Source organism: Cryocola sp. 340MFSha3.1, assembly GCF_000383315.1.
In the GTDB taxonomy this organism is placed as follows: domain Bacteria; phylum Actinomycetota; class Actinomycetes; order Actinomycetales; family Microbacteriaceae; genus Leifsonia.
In genome coordinates, this window is record NZ_KB911087.1 from 1,671,853 (window position 1) to 1,688,322 (window position 16,470).

The following is a 16,470-nucleotide window of genomic DNA, read 5'->3' on the forward strand; positions in this document are numbered from 1 at the left end:
GTCGCGCCGGGCTCACCCTCGCGCCGGTCTCACCATCGCTGGTCTCACCGTGCGCGGGCGAGGAACGGGTCGATGACGGCCCAGGTCGCGTCCGGCGCCTCGAGGTGCGGGAGGTGCCCGGCGGCGGGCACTTCGGCGAACTCCGCACCGGGGATCGCGGCGGCGACCGCACGGCCGTAGGCGGGTGTGACGATGCCGTCGCTCTCGCCGAACACGACGAGGGTCGGAACGTCGATCGTCGCGAGCCGATCGAGGAGCGTCGGGTCGCTCATGCTCACGCCGGCGACGGCGGCCATGGTCCGGCCGTTGGACAGCTGCACGGCACGCTGCTCGTCCGTGAGCTGGGCCGGGTCGCGGTAGCCGCGGTCCGGGTCGTGCCACGCGGCCTCGGCCAGCCCGCGGGCGTCGAGGGCGAAGAAGTCGGCGACCGGCTCCCCCTCCACGACCGCGCCGACGCCGTCGATGTCGATCACCGCGCGGATCACCCCGGCATACCGTTCGTCGGCAGCGGCCTGAACGGCCATCTCGAGGGCGATCCACCCGCCGATCGACGATCCGATCAGGACGACGCCGTGCTCGCCGTCATCGAGGAGACGCGCCAGGTACGCAGAGGCGAGGTCGCGGATCGACGCGATGTCCTCCGGGCGGGCGGTTCCCTCCCAGCCCGGATGGGTCGGCGCAGAGGCGTGCATGGTGGCGCCGAGATGGCCGACGATCGGGGCGACGGTCTGCGGGCCGCCGCCACCGTGGAGCACCAACGCGGTGCGGCCGCTCGGGTCGCCGGCCTGGAGGGTGGGCAGATCTTCGGGAAGTGAGGGGTTCATGATGCGCCTATCTAAACATGTTTATCTACGAATGTTGATACAGTAGCACCGTGACCACGGATCTGGAACAGCTCGGCCTGGCGATCAAGCGCGCGCAGTACCGCAACCACCGGACGATGGACGCCGCTCTGCGCGACGTCGGCGTGAGCCTGGTGCAGTGGGACGCGTTACGGGCGATCGAACGGATGCCCGGCGCGTCCGGCCACGACCTCGCGGTGACGACCTTCCAGAGCGATCAGGCGTTCGGCACTCTGGCGAACCGCCTGGTCGAACGGGGTCTCATCTCGCGCACCGCCGGCCGCGGGAGACGCATCGAGCACTCGCTCACGGAAGCCGGGAGGGATGCGCTGCGCGCGGGGCACCGCGTCGCCGCGGGTGTGCTCGAGGATCTCTTCGCACCCCTCGACGAGAGCCAACGTGCTGCGCTTGCCGCCGGGCTCCGGCTCCTCACGGACGAGCAGGAGGCCTCGGGGCTCGGCTAGGCGGCCATCGCCCGTCGGGCGATGGCCGTGATGACGCGGGCAGGAAGCAGCCGGATGGCGGCAACGGTCACGGCGTTCGCGGCTCCATCCACCACCGCGGGGCCGGCGCCCTCCAGCGCCCGCAGGACGGTGCGCGCCACCTGGGCGGGCTGCCGCATCCCCTTCCTCTGCGAGGTGTTCATCGGGGTCCGTGTCGGTCCCGGGCTGACGGCGACCACCCGCACCCCGGCACCCCTCGTCTCCGCCCACAGCGCCTGGGTGAACGAGAGGACGTAGGCCTTGGACGCGGCGTATGCGGCCAGGATGGGCGCGGGAGCGTAGGCGCCCGTGCTGGCGACGTTCACGATCGCGCCGTGCCCGCGCTCCACCATGCCGGCCACGACGGATGCGGTGAGTTCGGTCAGCGCACCGACGTTGAGCTCGACGAGGCGGCGGAGGACCGTGGGATCCGAGTCCGCCACGAACCCCCGCGAGCTCATCCCCGCGCTGTTGACCAGGAGCTCGATCTCGATGCCGGCGTCTTCGACGACCTCGAGCACGTGGGCGACCGCTCCCGGCTCGGCGAGGTCGACGGCGATCGTGAGCACGGCGACGCCGAACCGCGTCTGCAGGTCGGCGGCCGTGACCTCCAGCTGACGCGCATCCCGGGCGACGAGGACCAGGTGGGTTCCGTTGCGTGCGAGCTCCGCGGCGACGGCCGCGCCGATCCCGGTCGAGCCGCCCGTGACCAGGGAATGGCGATCCTTCAGCTGCGTCAGTGATGTCATGAGGGCTAACCTAAACATTGACGTCAATGTCAAGGTCAAGCGGAGGTGGATCGTGCGGATCGGCGAGTTGAGCACGCAGACCGGTGTCAGCACGCGAGCCCTCCGCTACTACGAGCAGCAGGGCCTCATCCACAGTCGCCGCCTCCCGAACGGCTACCGGGACTACGGCCCGCAGACCGTGGACGTCGTGCTGTTCGTCCAGGACCTCTTCGCCGTCGGCCTCCCGTCTCGGCTGCTTCGCGACATCATCCCGTGCGTCGCGGAGGGCGGCACGTCCTCCCCGCCGGAGGATCTCCTCGCCCGCGTGATGGCGGTCCGCGACGACCTCCTCCGGCAGGAGCGTCGCCTCCGCGAGCGCCGGAAGACGCTCGACGACTATCTCGCCGGCCGGTTGCTCCCGTCCGGGACCAACGCCGTGCACGAGTCCGAGTCTGTGTAATCGTTCAGAAACACGTTCGCCCGCTCCGCGAAACAGCGGCCCTCTAGCGTCGACCCTGTCGATGGCGCCGCTCTCTCAGCCGCCGGCTCACCCCCGGGGCCGGTACTGGACCGTTCGCCGGTCGTGCTCCTCGACGCCGCGAGTCTCCCCTTCCTGCCGCTGACGGCGGTCGCATCGGCGACCCCACCCGCCCGCGAGCCCCCTCGCCCGCTCAGGAAGGCACTACCCGATGCATCACACCCCCAGGCGACTCGTGCGCCTCCTCGCCGCCGCGGCGGCCGCGCTCGCCGGCCTCGGCCTCGCGGTCGGCGCAGCGGCGCCCGCTGTCGCGGCGCCCGCGGTGACCGGCACCACGGTCTCCGCGCCGTCCGCCGTCACCGCCGGCGACTCGTTCACCGTGACCGTGACCCTGACCGGCGCGACCGACGTCTTCGGCTACGAAGCGGTACTCGCATTCGACCCTGCCGTCGTGGCGTATGTCGACGGCAGCGCGGTCGTGCCCGCCGGAGGATACGACGCCGTCGCCACCTCCTCCGGCACCGTGGACGTCGTCTACACGCGGCTCGGCACCTCCCCCGCGCTCTCCGGCACCATCGCGTACACCCTGACGTTCACCGCGAAGGCCGCGGGCTCGACGGCGTTCACGCTCCGCTCGCTCTCGCTGGTGGATCCCGCATCGGCCGTGACGCCGCTGTCGAACGCCGCAGTGAGCCCGGCCGTCGTGGTCTCGCCCGCCTCGGTCCCCGGCCCGCCCACCGGCAGCGGTCCGTCCACCGGGTCCTCGCCTGGCTCGGGCTCCGGCTCGGGCGCGGCGACGAGCTCGTCCGCATCCACCTCCGATGATGACCTGGCCTCGACCGGCTCCGATGTCGCTCCGTACCTGATCGCCGGCGCCGTGCTGGTCGTGCTCGGCGCGGCCGTCGTCCTGATCGCAGTCCGCCGCCGCCGTGCAGGAGAAGCCCGATGACCGCCCGCCGACCCGCCCAGAGGAGCGCCACCGCCATGCACACCCGAACAACTGCCCGCCGCGCCACGACCACCGTCGGCGCGGTCGCAGCGCTTGCCGCTCTCGTCGCCACCGGCGCCGTCGTCGCTCCCGCCGCAGCCGCCCCCGCGGCGAGCGCCGCCGAGCCGTTCCTCGCGCCGTACTACACGGCTCTCGACCTGACCGGGGACAAGCAGGTCACGAAGGCCGACCTCGACGTGCTGACCGACCACCTGGGCGCCACCCCTGCGTCGGCGGGCTGGTCCACCGTTGCGGCTGCCGACTCCGACACGGACGGCGTCATCACCGTCAAGGACGTCGTCGCCCTGTCGCAGCGGATGATCTACGACGACGGACCGTTCGAGCTGGTCGAGGCCTCCGCTCTGGACATGCAGGCCGCCATGAACGCCGGCGTCACCACGTCCGTGAAGATCACGCAGGAGTACCTCGACCGGATCGCCGCACTCGACCGGACCGTGGTCGACCCGGGGGCCGGCGGCCGCGCGCTCAACTCGATCATCTCGACGAACGCCCAGGCGCTGACGATCGCGGCGCAAGCCGACGCCACCCGCGCGCAGAAGGGGATGACGAGCATGCTGCTGGGCGTCCCGATCGCCGTCAAGGACAACTACGACACCGCCGACATGCCCACGACCGGTGGATGCGGCTGCTGGGACGCCAACCAGACGAGCGACGACGCGACCATGGTGAAGAACCTCCGCGCGGCGGGAGCCGTCATCCTCGCGAAGGCCAGCCTGGACGAGTTCGCGTACGGGTTCGTCTCCGAGTTCTCCTCGTTCCAGGACCCGGGCAAGACGCTGCTCGTCGCCAGCCCCCTGAACACCACCAAGACCGCCGGAGGCTCCAGCGGCGGGACGGGCGCGGCCATCGCGGCGAACCTGGCGGGCATCGGCTTCGGCACCGACACGGGAGGCTCGATCCGTGTGCCGTCGACCTACAACTCGCTGGTCGGCATCCGCCCCACCGTCGGCCTCACCAGCCGCGACGGCATCATCCCGCTCGCCCTCACCCAGGACACCGGCGGCCCGATCGCCCGCAGCGTCACCGACGCGGCGGTCGCGCTCGACGCCGTCACCGGAGTGGATGCAGCCGACCCGATCACAGCGGAGCAGCAGGGCCACGTCCCCGACTCGTACACCGCAGCACTCGACCCGACGGCGCTGAAGGGCAAGCGGATCGGCATCGTCACCTCCATGCTCGGCAGCAATGCGACGGTCCTCCGACTGTGGGCGGACGCGAAGGCGAAGCTGGAAGCGAAGGGGGCGACGGTCGTCGAGATCACCACCGTTCCCGCCGCCTTCACGGCGACGCTGAACGAGGGAAGCGGCAGCACCAATGAGTTCAAGCACGACCTGAACATCTACATTCAGAACCACCTGGCCCCGAACGTCACCGCGCGGTCGATCGACGACATCCTGGCCAGTGGGCGCAACGTCACCTCCCGCAACAGCATCTACACCTCGCGCAACAACGTGACCGACGCGCAGTACCAGGCGTGGGCGGGCCCGAGCGGAACGCACACGGCGGCGATCGCCACCGGCAACGCGACCGTGACGCAGCTGATGAACGACAACGCGCTGGACTCGCTGGTGTATCCGAGCGGATCCCCGTACAGCACCATCAGCACGAACATGCGTCTGAGCCCCAACACTGGGATGCCCGCCATCACGGTGCCGATGGGGCAGGCCGTCGCCGCCGACGGAACGAACCCCGTCGTCGGCGCCAACGTCAACCTCGAGTTCCTCGGGCGCGACTACGACGAGAGCGGCATCATCGGCCTGGCCTACGCGTTCGAGCAGGCGACGCACGCGCGGGCGACCGCGCCGCTCTACGGCCCGCTGAAATAGGGCGACCGCCCGTTCGAGACGAGCGTCCCGGCCATCCCGCCGGGGCGCTCGTCTGCCCCTGGCCACCGCGGACGCCACAGGTCATAGTGAGCACATGCGCGAAGTGATCATCACCCCGGATGCACCGAGCTCCCCGTTCTACAGCCAAGGCGTGAAGGCGGGGGACTTCATCCATATCTCGGGCCTGGTGGGGGTCGACGTGAAGACGGGGAGACCCGCCGGCCCCACGATCCAGGAGCAGACGCGGCAGGCACTCGCGAACTGTCGCGCAGTTCTCGCGGCGGCGGACGCCACCTTGGACGACGTCGTCGAAGTCGGGATCCTCCTCAGCGACCCGGCCGACTTCGCCGGCATGAACGAGGAGTACCGATCGTGGTTCCCGAGTGAGCCGCCCGCTCGGTATGCGGCGAAACTCGGCGCCGTGATCCCCGACGTGCTGATCTCCATCCGCATGACCGCGTACGTCGGCGACCGCCGGAGCGGCTCCTGATTCGTTTCTCTGCGACGCCACCTCGATAGGCTCGATCGCAGCAGCCGACCGTGAGCAGAGAGGAATAGACGCATGCATGCCGTGCTCGAGTACACCTACGGCGACGACTATCTGACCGCTCGGGAGGCGCACCGCTCGGCCCATCTCACGGCAGCGTGGGCTGCCGTCGAGCGCGGGGAGCTCGTGCTCGGAGGCGCTGCCGGGGACGGACCGTTCACCGGCCTCCTGATCTTCACCGGCGAGGACGCGCTCGAGACCGCGCGTTCTTTCGCCGCCGTCGATCCGTACGTCACGGAGGGCGTCGTCAGATCCTGGACCGCCCGCCCCTGGCGCACCGTCGTCGGAAACGACGCAGCCACGCCGGTGCGCCCGTAGGCGCAGCTCCGCTCTCAGCTCACCAGCTCTGATCGGCCGCGCGGACGAAGACCTCGTTGACGGCCACGCGCCGGTCGCTCGTCACGATGTAGGCCACGGCGTCCGCGATGTCCTCCGGCTTCAGCCGTTCGATGGCGCCGGTCTGCGCCTCGACACCGGCCCGGAGTTCCTCTCGCGTATGTGATGCGAGTTCGGTGTCGACGTTCCCGGGCTCGACGACACTGACGCGGACCCGCTGTGCCTGCATCTCCTGCCGAAGGGCTTCGGTGAAACCGTTGACGCCGAACTTGGTGAGGTTGTAGACCGCCGTCCCCGGACGGGCGACGCGTCCGGCCGAGGAGCTGATGTTCACGAGATCCGCGGTTCGCCGCGGTGCGTCGGAGGCCGCCTTCACCAGATGGGGCAATGCCGCTCGCGACATGTACAGGAGCCCGAGGATGTTGACGTCGACCATCCGCTCCCACTCGCCTTCCGGCGCATCCGCGAAAGGCCCGACGAGCATCGCGCCGGCGTTGTTGACGAGCACATCCAGCCGCCCGAACGCTGCGACGGCCTGCTCCACGGCGCTGTCTGCTCCCGCGCGAGTGGTGATGTCCGCGACGACCGCTCTCGCCACACCACCGTTCGACTCGATCTGCTCGACCACCTGATCCAGGCGCTCGCCCCGGCGCGCGACGAGCACGACCGCGGCGCCCTCGGCGGCGAGCTTGCGAGCCGTAGCGGCGCCTATGCCGCTGCTTGCGCCGGTGACCAGCGCGACTGTCCCTGTGAGTGCGTTCGACATCTCCCTCTCCTGACTGACGGCATGCGGAGCCGACTCCGGTTAATGTAGCACAAACGGAGCCGACTCCGTATACGGAGCAAAACGAGTCAGGGTCGCTGCGCCACCAGCCCGTCGATCAGGAGGGAGACGAGGCGCGAGGCGAGTTCACGCTGACGCTCGTGCTCGGCGATGAGGGTGATGCCGCCGAGCGCCATCAGCACATCGTGGGGAACGATGTCAGGACGGAGCACCCCGTCTCGCCGGCCGGCGTCGACGAGCGCGCTCACCGCACCCTCGAGGGCCTCCCGGCTCTGCGCCCTCAGCCCGTCGCGAGCGGCAAGGATCATCGGGAGGGCGTCCGACATCCCCTGCTTCGTGAGCATGTAGTCGACGAAGCGTTCCATCCACGCCCGCAGCGCATCGATCGGCGCCTGCTGTTCCAGCAGTTCTTCGGCCGCTGCGGCCAGCCGGGCGTTCTCACTCCGGTACACGGCCTCGATCAGGTCCTCGCGCGTGGGGAAGCGACGGTACAGCGTGCCGATCCCCACCCCGGCTTCCGCGGCGATCGCCTTCAGCGAGGCGTCCGTACCCTCCCGCGTGAAGGCCGCCGCGGCGACCTCCAGCAGTCGTTCGTGATTGGCCTGCGCATCGGCCCTCAGGGGTCGAGCCACGGTGTCCTCCTTGCTGGATGGACGATGTCGTCTCATCCTCCGCAGTAAGCGGATCTAGCTCCGCTTAGATCCTAAGCGACCGACGCGGAGCTACTGCAGGCAGAACTCGTTGCCCTCCGGGTCGCGCATCATGATCACGAACTCCTCGTAGGGGCCCCAGTACCCCAGGAGGGTCTTCTCCTCGGTGGCGCCCAGCGCGATCAGGCGGTCGCGCTCCGCTTCGAGCTCCTCACGCGAGGCGCGGCGGTCGTCGAACGGCGTGATGTCGAGGTGCACGCGGTTGTGCTGCCGTCGCTCGTGCCGGTACCGGCTGAAGTAGAACCGTTGATGCGCCGGGTTCTGATCCCACGCTTCGGCGCGATCCGCGATCTCCTCGTCGGTCATCCCGGAGGCCTTGAGCTCTGCCACATCCTCCGGGTCCCAGCCGGTGGGTTCCGGGTAGCCCATCACGGCGCTCCAGAAGCGCGCCAGCTCGGTGGGATTCTCGGCGAAGAACGTCACGTTCGCAATCCGGGCGGTCATGCGTCGAGGATAGCGATCGCGAGCCTCAGCCGCCGCGTGGTTGCAAACTGCTCGGCGACCTGATCGGCCGCAATACGAATGGACCCGTTGCCCGGCAAGCAGGGCCCGGAAGGGCTGTTCCCCGACGTCCGAGCGCAATGAGGGCCGCAGCGGCAGCGGTTCGGCGACTACTTCGCTGTGGCGTTCAACACAGCGTGAAAGAGGTAGTACACGCGCATGGCCATCGCGAACTTGGCTTCCCACGACACCGAATCGGGATCATCGAAAAACGCTTCCAGCTCCTCCATCTCGATTCGGGCGAGGCGTGCAATGTTCTCGTGAGTCAGCTCGAACTGTGCCGTCAGCGTCTCGACGATCGCACGGAGGCGCTCATAATCGCCGATCTCTGCCCCCCACGTCAGCTGCCCGGCAAGCCTGGAGACGCGCAGAATCTCATCTTCAGAGAATTCGCTCGCGGCTGTAGAAAGACCCGGTTCCAGATCCAAGAGCTTTTTCACGCGTGTGGGTGCAATGCCGGTGATTGCCGTGAGGGCTGGCATAGAGATGCTTCCCTCCGCAATGAGCCGTCCCAACTCGTCCCCGACGTTCAATCCCTGCACTGTCATGGCGGTTACCCTCGTCATCTTTGGAGCAATGTGGTTCCCCGTATGCAGGGCCGACGCTACCCGAGCGCCCACCCTGCATCGACAGCGAATCAGGGATTGGGCTACGTCTGCAGTGGAGCCGGCCTGAAGGCGCCCCGCCACATCACGCCGCGGCGATCACCTCCTCGATGAGCGACGCGGTCTCCGTCCAGTCCCTGACGGCACGCGTCGGGATGCCGAGCGCGAGCACCGGATAGTCGTTGCCGTCCGGGTCGAGACGGTCCCCGACGAAGAGCATGTCCGAGAACGGGATGTGCGTGATCGCCGCGAGCCTCCTCATCCCGTAGGCCTTGTCCACGCCACGGCGCGTGATGTCGATGCTGGTCGAACCGCCCGCGCGCACCTCCAGCCCGGGAAGCCGGGACTGCACCGCCGTGCGCAGACTGCTGCGCCGCGTTCCGGCCGGATCCCAGGCGGACTTCTCGGCGACCGGGGCGAACTGGCCCAGCGCGGAGAACGTGATCTGCGAGCCGCGGTCCTCCATGACCGGCCCCCACGTGCCCGCCTCCCACAATCCCAGGCGGGACGCCTCCTCCTCGACGACGGCGAGCGCCTCCTCCCGCTCGGCGTCGCTCAGGTTCTCGGCGTACCTCAGGCGCCAGCGGGCTCCGTCCCAGTTCAGGTAGCGCGTCCCGCAGGTCGGCATGAGGTGGAGGCGTTCCAGCGGCGCAGACGCGGGCAGACGGGTCAGCAGCTGGTCCCGGAACTGCTCGAACCGGCCTCCGGAGATCACGCACACCTCCTTCACCTCGAGGAGGAGTCCGAGCAGCGCGGCCATCCGCGGGTGGATGGGCGACTTCGACGGAGCGAGGGTGTCGTCGAGATCGAAGGCGACGAGACGGGGCATCAGCGGGACCTTTCGTGGTCGAGTGGATGGGGTGGCGGGCCGGTACTGCCCCGCGCGACGAGTTCCGAGGGAGCAAGCGCGAGTTCGTGGGGTTCTCCACCGCCGACGCGGTCGGCCAGGAGGCGTCCGCATGCCCGGCCCCAGGCGTCGGCGTCGCTGTGCACGGCGGAGAGGGAGGGCGTGGTCACGCGGGCGATCAGGCCGTCGTCGAGACCGATGACCGACAGTTCCTCCGGGACGGCCATGCCCCGACGCTGGGCGACCTGCATCCCGGTGGCCGCGAGGACGTCGCACTCATAGAGGATCGCGGTCGGCGGGACGGTTCCATCGAGGAGACGCACTGTCGCGGCCGCAACGGACGGTGGAGACGAGTCGGCACGGAACACGCGGACGTCGAGGCCGAGGAGGCGGGACTCGTCGACGAACACGGCGATCCGCCGGGCCGACGGGACGAGCGATCCGTCGGCGACCAGCGCGACCCGCCGGTGGCCGAGCGCGTGCAGGTGACGGATCGCCAGCCGCATCCCCTCCGCGTCGGCGCCGGACGCCCCCGCGTCGTCGGCCACCACGAACGGCAGACCGAGAGCCGTCAGAACGTCCGGACGCTCGTCGCCGATCCGCATGCCGAGGAGAAGGACGACGTCGACCTGGGACTCGCGGACGAACCCGGAGTAGACCTCCTGCTCTTCCACGCCCGTCGTGACGACGCGGACGACGAGGACGGCGCCCGTCGCGGCGAGCGCATCCCCGAGCCCGTGGAGGAACCCGGCCAGATCGGAGTCCACGCCCGCATCGCCTCTGCGGATCACCACGCCCGCACTCCGCGGCCGGCGCGCCGAGAGCGCCCGGGCGCGGGAGTTCGGCCGCCAGCCGAGCTCCCGCGCCGCCCGCACGATGCGGTCGGTCGTCACCTGGCTGAGGCCGCGACGACCGTTGAAGACGAACGAGACGGCGCTCTTGGAGACACCAGCTCGCGCGGCGACGTCCGCGATGGTGATGCGCCGCTCCCCCGGCTGCTGGGCGGCGCCGAAGGCGGGATCCGGACCCGAACCGGCTCCCACCTCGGCGCCCCGTCCCCTACCGCGCCACGGCCCACGGGCCGTTGACGTCACCCGGAGCCTGGTTGCGGGTCCACCACTTCGCGACGTAGACGACGCCCTTGTAGCTGGCCCGGTCGCCCGCGGTGAAGATGCGCGACGGCGTCCACAGCGCGGTGCCGTCCGGTGCGGTGGCCATCTCCTGCCACGGTCCCGTCACCGACCCCGGGACATCGCCACGGCTGTACCAGCCGGCCAGGAAGGTCTTGCCCTGGTACACGACGGTGTCACCCGCAGCGAAGACGCGGGACGGCGTCCACACGGCGGCACCGCTCTCGGTCATCGCCAGTTCCTGCCAGGCTCCGGTGTTGCTGAGCCCGGGCTGCTCGCCCTTCGTGGACCACCCCGCCTTGTAGACGGAACCCTTGTAGCTGACGATGTCGCCCGTCTTGTAGGACGTCGTCTTGCTCCAGGCGGCAGGCAGCACCACGGTGACGGTCAGCGTCGTGCTGGCACCGGCGACCGTGTCGCTGCCGCTGTAGGTCGCGGTCAGCACGTGGTCGCCCGCTGCGAGACCAGGCGGCAGGGTGAACGTGGCGACACCGCCCGTCAGGGATGCGACCCCGCGGTCCTTGTCCCCCTCGGTGAGAGCGACCTTCCCGGAGACCGGGAGCGGTGAGGTGACCGTGACGGTGACCGTCGCCGCCGTCCCCCACTTCGTGCTGACAGCGGGTGCGCTGACGACGGCGGTGGCGCGCAGACCGTCGAGAGCCGCCTTCAGCGCAGCGGTGCTCGCGTCGATCGCGGGCTGTGTGGCGTCGGCCGCCGTGAGCGTCGCCTTCGCGGCCTCCAGCGCGGGCAGCACGGGCGACCAGGTGGCCGGCGTGTACACCGTGCTGTCGAGACCGTTGGCCCGATCCACCTGTGCCTGCAGAGCGCTCTTGTCGACCGCCACCGTGACCGGGCAGCGGACGAACTCGTCCCCTGCACTGTGCACGAGCACGACGGACGTGGTGCCGGGCGCCCCGGTCTTCAGGCCGACGGAGACCGTGCCATCGGCGGCCGCCTGGGGTGCGGACACCACCGCCGCGACGGACGGGTCGAGCGAGTACGCCGTGAAGGAGTCGCCGTCGACGAGCGGGGTGACGGTCGCGGCGAGGGTGCTGGTGCTGTCCCTGTCCGCGTTCACCGGCGCCGGGCACGCCAGGCTGTAGCCGCCGTACACCTCGAACTCCCAGATGTTGAGTCCGTACTTGGTCGCCGGCGACCCGATGACGCGGACGTACCGCACTTCTGCCGTCGGGAACGAGGTGGTGTCACGGCGGTGGTCGGCGGTGCCGGTGTTCTGCACGCGGGCCAGCGGCGTCCAGTCGCTTCCGTTCACCGATCCCTCGAGCTGGTAGTCGGTCGAGTTGCCGCTCTCCCACTCGACGACCGCCTGAGACACCGGACGGACCGTGCCGAGGTCGACCTGCAGCCAGTTGCGGTTGGTGTACGGCGCCGTGCCGGAGGGTCGGGCGGAGGACCACTTTGTGGTCTTCGAGCCGTCCGTCGCCGCCGGAGCCTGCACGTTCGCAAGGTTGTTGTACACGCTGTCCGCTGTGGTGGGCTTCCCGAGAGCGAGGTTCACCCGCCCGGCCGATGCGGGCGCAGTGGTGATGGCGCTGTCGCCGAACACCTCGAACTCCCACACCGAGACGCCGTAGGTGGTGAGCGCCCGCTTCACGGTCTGCATCCGGACGTAGCGTCCTGTCGCGTTGAGCGCGACGAGGTCGGTGCCGCCATCGCTTCCGGCGGCGGGCGTCGTGTAGGCGTCGCGCCAGGTGCTGCCGTCATCCGAGACCTGGATCTTGTACTGGCTGGCGTAGGACGCCTCCCAGAACAGCCTCGCGGCGCCGATCTTCCGGATGCTGCCGAGGTCGACCTGGAGCCACGAGGTATCCGGCGATCCGGTCCTGTCGGCGATCCAGCGGGTGGTCGCGTTCCCGTCGGTCGCGCTCGCCGGGCTCGTCCCATCGGAGGCGGTGGTGGGCGCACCGAGGGCGAGGTTCGCGCGGGCGAACGCCGCGAACTCGGTCACCGAGTAGGAGCCGCCTCCCGGGCCGTCCAGGGGCAGGATGCGGACGAAGTTCGCCGCGACCGCCGGGAAGTCGACGTGCTGGTGTCCTCCCGTGCCGTTCTGGACCAGCGACTGATCGGTCCAGGTCGTCCCGTCCAGAGAGGTCTGGACGAGGAAGCGCGTGGCGTAGTCGGCGCCCCAGTCGATGTCCGCGCCCATGGCGTACGTGCCGGCGGCGAGCCGCTGGCTCAGCCACGGGGCCGCACCGGACGACTGCCACGCGGTCGTCTGGTCGGCGTCACCCGCACGCGAGGGGCCGTGGCCCGCGACCGAACCGCTCGCCGTGTAGGGCGAGCCGTCCGAGTCGTCCGTTACCAGCGGCTCCGTGACGGTCTTCCCGAGGTTCGCACCGGTGCCGAGCACGAAGGTGCCGCGCGACGCCGACGCGCCCCCGCTCAGCGCCACATCCACGAGCAGGCCGGGCTGGCTGGGGTTCGACAGACTCACGACCGGGGTGCCGGAGGACTCGTCGAGCATCACGATGCTCGGCTGGCTCACCGAGAGCGTGCGGCCGTCGCCGAGGTCGAGCGAGCCGGCGCGGTAGAAGGTCGCCATCGTCCGCTTGAGGCCGGGATGCTGCACCGCCTGCACCGAGGTGTCGTTGCGGAGGATCTTCACGGCGGGGTTCGCCGCGTAGGCCTGGGTCTGCGCTGCCGACTTCGCCGGCAGCACGATGTACTGGTATCCGGCGCCGCTGGGCGTCGTCCCGTGATCGAAGTACAGCGTGAACGCGTCGTGGCTCTCCGGCTGGTCGCCGTAGTAGCTGCCCGTCTGCGTCTTGTCGGACACGGTCACCGCCTGGTCGGACGGGAACACGTACCCGACCTTGTCGTTATAGGCCCACGACGGATCGGCGACGACCTTCCCGTCGGTGCCGGGCGCGACCTTCTGACCGTCGACCGAGGCGTTGTCCTTCGCGGCGACCTGGTTGACGGTGGTGTGGATGGGCGCGGTCGAGGACGACTGGATGCCCGCGCCGAGCGCCACCACCTCGTCGTCGAAGTAGTAGTAGCTCTTCTGCGCCTGCGTGCCCGCGCGGTCGAGGCTCTCCACGCTCGCACCGTAGGTGCCGTCCGAGACGCCGCCGGTGAACGCGCCGCCATTGGCGGAGCGGCCGTCCTTGCCGAGCGTGGTCTCCTTCACGTAGGGCACGGTCGTGCCGGGGTAGTGATACCAGTCGAACGCCGGCCCGAGGTCGGTGTACTCCTTGTTCGTCACCTGGATCGCCGTCGTGCCTGTGCGATTCCAGACGATCTCGTTGCCGACGTCCTTGCGGAGGGTGGAGCGGTACTCGCTTCCCACCGTCCTGCTCGAGTTCAGACCGGTCACGATGCCGTAGTCCGCCCGCTGGTGCGAGGAGAACTCGGAGCGCCAGAAGTACTTGTCGCCGGTGACGCCGTTGCCGGCCGTCTTCCCGCGGATGTTGTCGGCCATCTGCCGGTAGGCCGTCGCGTAGAGCGGGTCGGTGCGCGCCATCCGGTCGAGCGGATCCAGGAAGACGGCGCCGTAGCTCGTGATCCCGTCGACCGTGGTCGCCGGCCGGTAGAGGAGGTACAGCATCTCGATCTCGCCGCGGATCAGCCAGCGGGTGCCGTCGACGATGTAGAACGCGATCGTGTCCAGCTGGTCGCGGGTGAAGGCCAGGCTCGTGCCGCGGGCGGAGTCCGCCCACATCGCCACCATGGTGAACAGGGCCATCCCGTAGCCCTCGCTGTAGAGCTGCGCGCCGTGCGCCCAGAACGTCGAGTCCGGCTGCACCGCCTCCTGCACGGTGCCCGAGTCGTCGACCGCCACCGTCTGCACCATCGTGGCGAATCCCGCCGTGATCGCGGCGGCGTCGCGGGTGGCGAGCGCCTTGTACAGGTAGTCGGAGGTGCGCCAGGCGCCGTTCGCGCCGGCCGGGTCCAGCTTGCCCTGGTTGTGCTTGATCGCCAGAGCTGCGGCATCGGCGCTCAGCTCGTCGCCGACGAAGATCGAGATGCGACCCATCGCGATCGACTCGCCGATCTCGGTCTCCCACCAGTTCGTGTTCCCCGGGTTCACCTGATCCCAGTACGCGAGCGCGCGTTCCTCCGCGGCGATCAGCGCGGGGTCGTGGTAACCCTTCGCCGACGTCTCGCGGTAGGCCTGGGCGATGGCGACCATCCGGTAGAGCGCCTTGTAGGCATCCCAGGTCTTGCCGTTCGCCGAGCTCGTCGTGTCCTGATAGTTCACGTCCGACCACGAGCCGTCCGCGTTCTGCGAAGCGACGTAATCGAGCGCGTTGCTGGTCTGCGCCAGGTAGATGCCGTTGGCGATCTGCACCTCATCCCCCTGGCTCAGGTAGTAGTCCTGCAGCCGGGTGACGATCGTGGAGACGTCTGTCTGCAGGTCCGCCGCCTGGGCGGGCGCTGCGAGACCGGCCGCGCTCAGGAGGGCTGCGACGAGGAAGGCCACGAACGCCGAGAGGCGCGAGCGGCGGAGGAGCGTTGGACGTGGAGCGTTCGGGTCTTCGGGATGACGCGTCATTGCGTTGGACTCCTTGTTCGCTGGAGGTGGGTCAGGGGATGCGGACGAGCCGGGCGACGCAGATCCGCGTGTCGGCTGCGCCGTAGAAGACGACATGCTCTCCGTCGATCTTCTCGATCGCCGTGGGGAACAGGACGTTCGCCACGGTTCCCGCGGTCTCGTCCGCGGTCTCCGGGGCCATCAGGGGCTCGCTCGTGCGGGCGAGCACGCGCGAGGGGTCGTCGGCGTCGAGGAGCATGGCGCCGACCACGTAGCGGACGGTGAATGCCTGGGGCACAAACGATCCGCCCGGCAGGCTGCCGGTGACGCCGTGGTGGAGCAGCAGCCAGCCCTCGGGTACCCGCAGCGGAGCGGGGCCGGCGCCGATCTTCAGGGCCTCCCACTCGTATTCGGGGCCTGCGACGAAGCGGTGGCCGCCGGGGCGGGTGAGCGCCGTGATGTCCTGCACGGCGTCGTCCACCGGCACGTAGGAGATCCAGATGCTCGCGCGGTCGTCCGTCACGCCCGCCGGAAGCGGCGGCTGCTCCTCCGGCCGGACGAACCCGAAGTCCCACATGGGCCGGTGCAGCATGGCAAAGCTCGGGCGGCCCTCCGGGTCGGGCACGACCTCCGGGAAGAACACGACGTCCTTGTTCGGAAAGAGGTTGAGGTCGGTGTCGAGGGCGTCGTCGTAGGCGAACTGGATGGGGCCGAGCCGCCTCCACTCGCGGCCGTCGGTCGACACGGCGAGAGCGGGCTTCGGTCCGAGCGGCCCGAACGCGACGTAGCTCATCACGTGGATGCCGAGGTCGTTCAGCGGGGTGATGCGCGGGTCCTCGACGCCGCCGTGGGCCGTGCCGTGCTCCCATCCCCGCTGCGCCTGGAGGGCGATCTCGAGGTCCGCGACGCCGGTCGGCACACCGTCGGTCACGACGACACGCGCCCGCCCGATCCGCGACACGTTCTGCTCGGCGACCAGCCGCGGGAACAGGTGCACCGTGCCGTCCGGGTCCTGCACGGTCGCGGGGTTCAGCACGCCCTCGACCTGGCGCGGGTCGGCCGGGTCGGGCTCCATGACGATGCCGATGCGCTCCAGTGCGTACGGGATGGCGACGGCGGTGGTGCGGGCGGGGGTGGTGGTGGACAACAG

The 16,470-nt window shown here is 70.0% G+C and carries 16 protein-coding genes; 6 read left to right on the plus strand and 10 right to left on the minus strand.

Annotated features, from left to right (window positions below; genetic code table 11):
• Positions 1-44: 44 nt before the first annotated feature.
• The gene (locus H284_RS0107945) at positions 45-824 is read right to left on the minus strand and encodes an alpha/beta fold hydrolase (protein ID WP_020075815.1); all 780 of its coding nucleotides are present in this window, start codon (positions 822-824) and stop codon (positions 45-47) included.
• 50 nt (positions 825-874) lie between these two features.
• Between H284_RS0107945 and H284_RS0107950 the strand changes: the two genes are divergently transcribed.
• The gene (locus tag H284_RS0107950; protein WP_020075816.1) at positions 875-1,306 is read left to right on the plus strand and encodes a MarR family winged helix-turn-helix transcriptional regulator; all 432 of its coding nucleotides are present in this window, start codon (positions 875-877) and stop codon (positions 1,304-1,306) included.
• Here H284_RS0107950 and H284_RS0107955 read toward each other — a convergent pair.
• Positions 1,303-2,073, minus strand: a complete 771-nt coding sequence (locus tag H284_RS0107955) for an SDR family NAD(P)-dependent oxidoreductase (protein WP_020075817.1) — start codon at positions 2,071-2,073, stop codon at positions 1,303-1,305. The genes H284_RS0107950 and H284_RS0107955 overlap by 4 nt on opposite strands.
• Here H284_RS0107955 and H284_RS0107960 point away from each other — a divergent pair.
• From H284_RS0107960 to H284_RS0107980, 5 genes are all read left to right on the plus strand, one after another.
• Positions 2,072-2,512, plus strand: a complete 441-nt coding sequence (locus tag H284_RS0107960; RefSeq protein ID WP_231371117.1) for a MerR family DNA-binding transcriptional regulator — start codon at positions 2,072-2,074, stop codon at positions 2,510-2,512. The genes H284_RS0107955 and H284_RS0107960 overlap by 2 nt on opposite strands.
• A 229-nt stretch (positions 2,513-2,741) precedes the next feature.
• On the plus strand, positions 2,742-3,479 hold the full coding sequence (locus H284_RS0107965; protein WP_231371118.1) for a cohesin domain-containing protein: 738 nt from the start codon (positions 2,742-2,744) through the stop codon (positions 3,477-3,479).
• The gene (locus H284_RS0107970; RefSeq protein ID WP_231371119.1) at positions 3,476-5,365 is read left to right on the plus strand and encodes an amidase family protein; all 1,890 of its coding nucleotides are present in this window, start codon (positions 3,476-3,478) and stop codon (positions 5,363-5,365) included. Before H284_RS0107965 ends, H284_RS0107970 begins: the two co-directional genes overlap by 4 nt.
• A gap of 94 nt (positions 5,366-5,459) precedes the next feature.
• Positions 5,460-5,855 (plus strand): RidA family protein, encoded by a 396-nt coding sequence (locus tag H284_RS0107975; protein ID WP_020075821.1) that lies wholly within the window; start codon positions 5,460-5,462, stop codon positions 5,853-5,855.
• Positions 5,856-5,927: 72 nt separating this feature from the next.
• The gene (locus tag H284_RS0107980) at positions 5,928-6,230 is read left to right on the plus strand and encodes a YciI-like protein (RefSeq protein ID WP_020075822.1); all 303 of its coding nucleotides are present in this window, start codon (positions 5,928-5,930) and stop codon (positions 6,228-6,230) included.
• A gap of 19 nt (positions 6,231-6,249) precedes the next feature.
• Here the strand turns inward: H284_RS0107980 and H284_RS0107985 are convergent, their stop codons facing one another.
• The 8 genes from H284_RS0107985 to H284_RS0108020 form a co-directional block, all read right to left on the minus strand.
• Complete coding sequence (locus H284_RS0107985; RefSeq protein ID WP_020075823.1) at positions 6,250-7,014, minus strand: SDR family NAD(P)-dependent oxidoreductase; 765 nt, start codon at positions 7,012-7,014, stop codon at positions 6,250-6,252.
• An 86-nt stretch (positions 7,015-7,100) separates the two neighbouring features.
• A complete protein-coding gene (locus H284_RS0107990) occupies positions 7,101-7,664 on the minus strand; it encodes a TetR/AcrR family transcriptional regulator (protein ID WP_020075824.1) in 564 nt (187 codons plus the stop codon).
• A 90-nt stretch (positions 7,665-7,754) separates the two neighbouring features.
• The gene (locus H284_RS0107995; protein ID WP_020075825.1) at positions 7,755-8,186 is read right to left on the minus strand and encodes a VOC family protein; all 432 of its coding nucleotides are present in this window, start codon (positions 8,184-8,186) and stop codon (positions 7,755-7,757) included.
• 167 nt (positions 8,187-8,353) lie between these two features.
• On the minus strand, positions 8,354-8,791 hold the full coding sequence (locus tag H284_RS0108000) for an HTH domain-containing protein (RefSeq protein WP_020075826.1): 438 nt from the start codon (positions 8,789-8,791) through the stop codon (positions 8,354-8,356).
• A gap of 142 nt (positions 8,792-8,933) precedes the next feature.
• Positions 8,934-9,677, minus strand: coding sequence for an HAD-IIB family hydrolase (locus H284_RS0108005; RefSeq protein ID WP_020075827.1), 744 nt, complete (start codon positions 9,675-9,677; stop codon positions 8,934-8,936).
• Complete coding sequence (locus H284_RS0108010; protein ID WP_020075828.1) at positions 9,677-10,738, minus strand: LacI family DNA-binding transcriptional regulator; 1,062 nt, start codon at positions 10,736-10,738, stop codon at positions 9,677-9,679. Before H284_RS0108010 ends, H284_RS0108005 begins: the two co-directional genes overlap by 1 nt.
• Positions 10,739-10,754: 16 nt before the next feature.
• Positions 10,755-15,341, minus strand: coding sequence for a polysaccharide lyase family 8 super-sandwich domain-containing protein (locus H284_RS0108015; protein WP_020075829.1), 4,587 nt, complete (start codon positions 15,339-15,341; stop codon positions 10,755-10,757).
• A gap of 31 nt (positions 15,342-15,372) precedes the next feature.
• A complete protein-coding gene (locus tag H284_RS0108020; RefSeq protein ID WP_020075830.1) occupies positions 15,373-16,467 on the minus strand; it encodes a glycoside hydrolase family 130 protein in 1,095 nt (364 codons plus the stop codon).
• Positions 16,468-16,470: the final 3 nt, after the last annotated feature.

Excerpts from the sequence above, each read along its gene's own strand:
- H284_RS0108005 (WP_020075827.1), bottom strand. The coding sequence starts at position 9,677 with ATGCCCCGTCTCGTCGCCTTCGATCTCGACGACACCCTCGCTCCGTCG.
- H284_RS0107945 (WP_020075815.1), bottom strand. The coding sequence starts at position 824 with ATGAACCCCTCACTTCCCGAAGATCTGCCCACCCTCCAGGCCGGCGAC.
- H284_RS0107955 (WP_020075817.1), bottom strand. The coding sequence starts at position 2,073 with ATGACATCACTGACGCAGCTGAAGGATCGCCATTCCCTGGTCACGGGC.
- H284_RS0108015 (WP_020075829.1), bottom strand. The coding sequence starts at position 15,341 with ATGACGCGTCATCCCGAAGACCCGAACGCTCCACGTCCAACGCTCCTC.
- H284_RS0107995 (WP_020075825.1), bottom strand. The coding sequence starts at position 8,186 with ATGACCGCCCGGATTGCGAACGTGACGTTCTTCGCCGAGAATCCCACC.
- H284_RS0107970 (WP_231371119.1), top strand. The coding sequence starts at position 3,476 with ATGACCGCCCGCCGACCCGCCCAGAGGAGCGCCACCGCCATGCACACC.
- H284_RS0107975 (WP_020075821.1), top strand. The coding sequence starts at position 5,460 with ATGCGCGAAGTGATCATCACCCCGGATGCACCGAGCTCCCCGTTCTAC.
- H284_RS0107985 (WP_020075823.1), bottom strand. The coding sequence starts at position 7,014 with ATGTCGAACGCACTCACAGGGACAGTCGCGCTGGTCACCGGCGCAAGC.
- H284_RS0107960 (WP_231371117.1), top strand. The coding sequence starts at position 2,072 with ATGAGGGCTAACCTAAACATTGACGTCAATGTCAAGGTCAAGCGGAGG.
- H284_RS0107965 (WP_231371118.1), top strand. The coding sequence starts at position 2,742 with ATGCATCACACCCCCAGGCGACTCGTGCGCCTCCTCGCCGCCGCGGCG.
- H284_RS0108000 (WP_020075826.1), bottom strand. The coding sequence starts at position 8,791 with ATGACAGTGCAGGGATTGAACGTCGGGGACGAGTTGGGACGGCTCATT.
- H284_RS0107980 (WP_020075822.1), top strand. The coding sequence starts at position 5,928 with ATGCATGCCGTGCTCGAGTACACCTACGGCGACGACTATCTGACCGCT.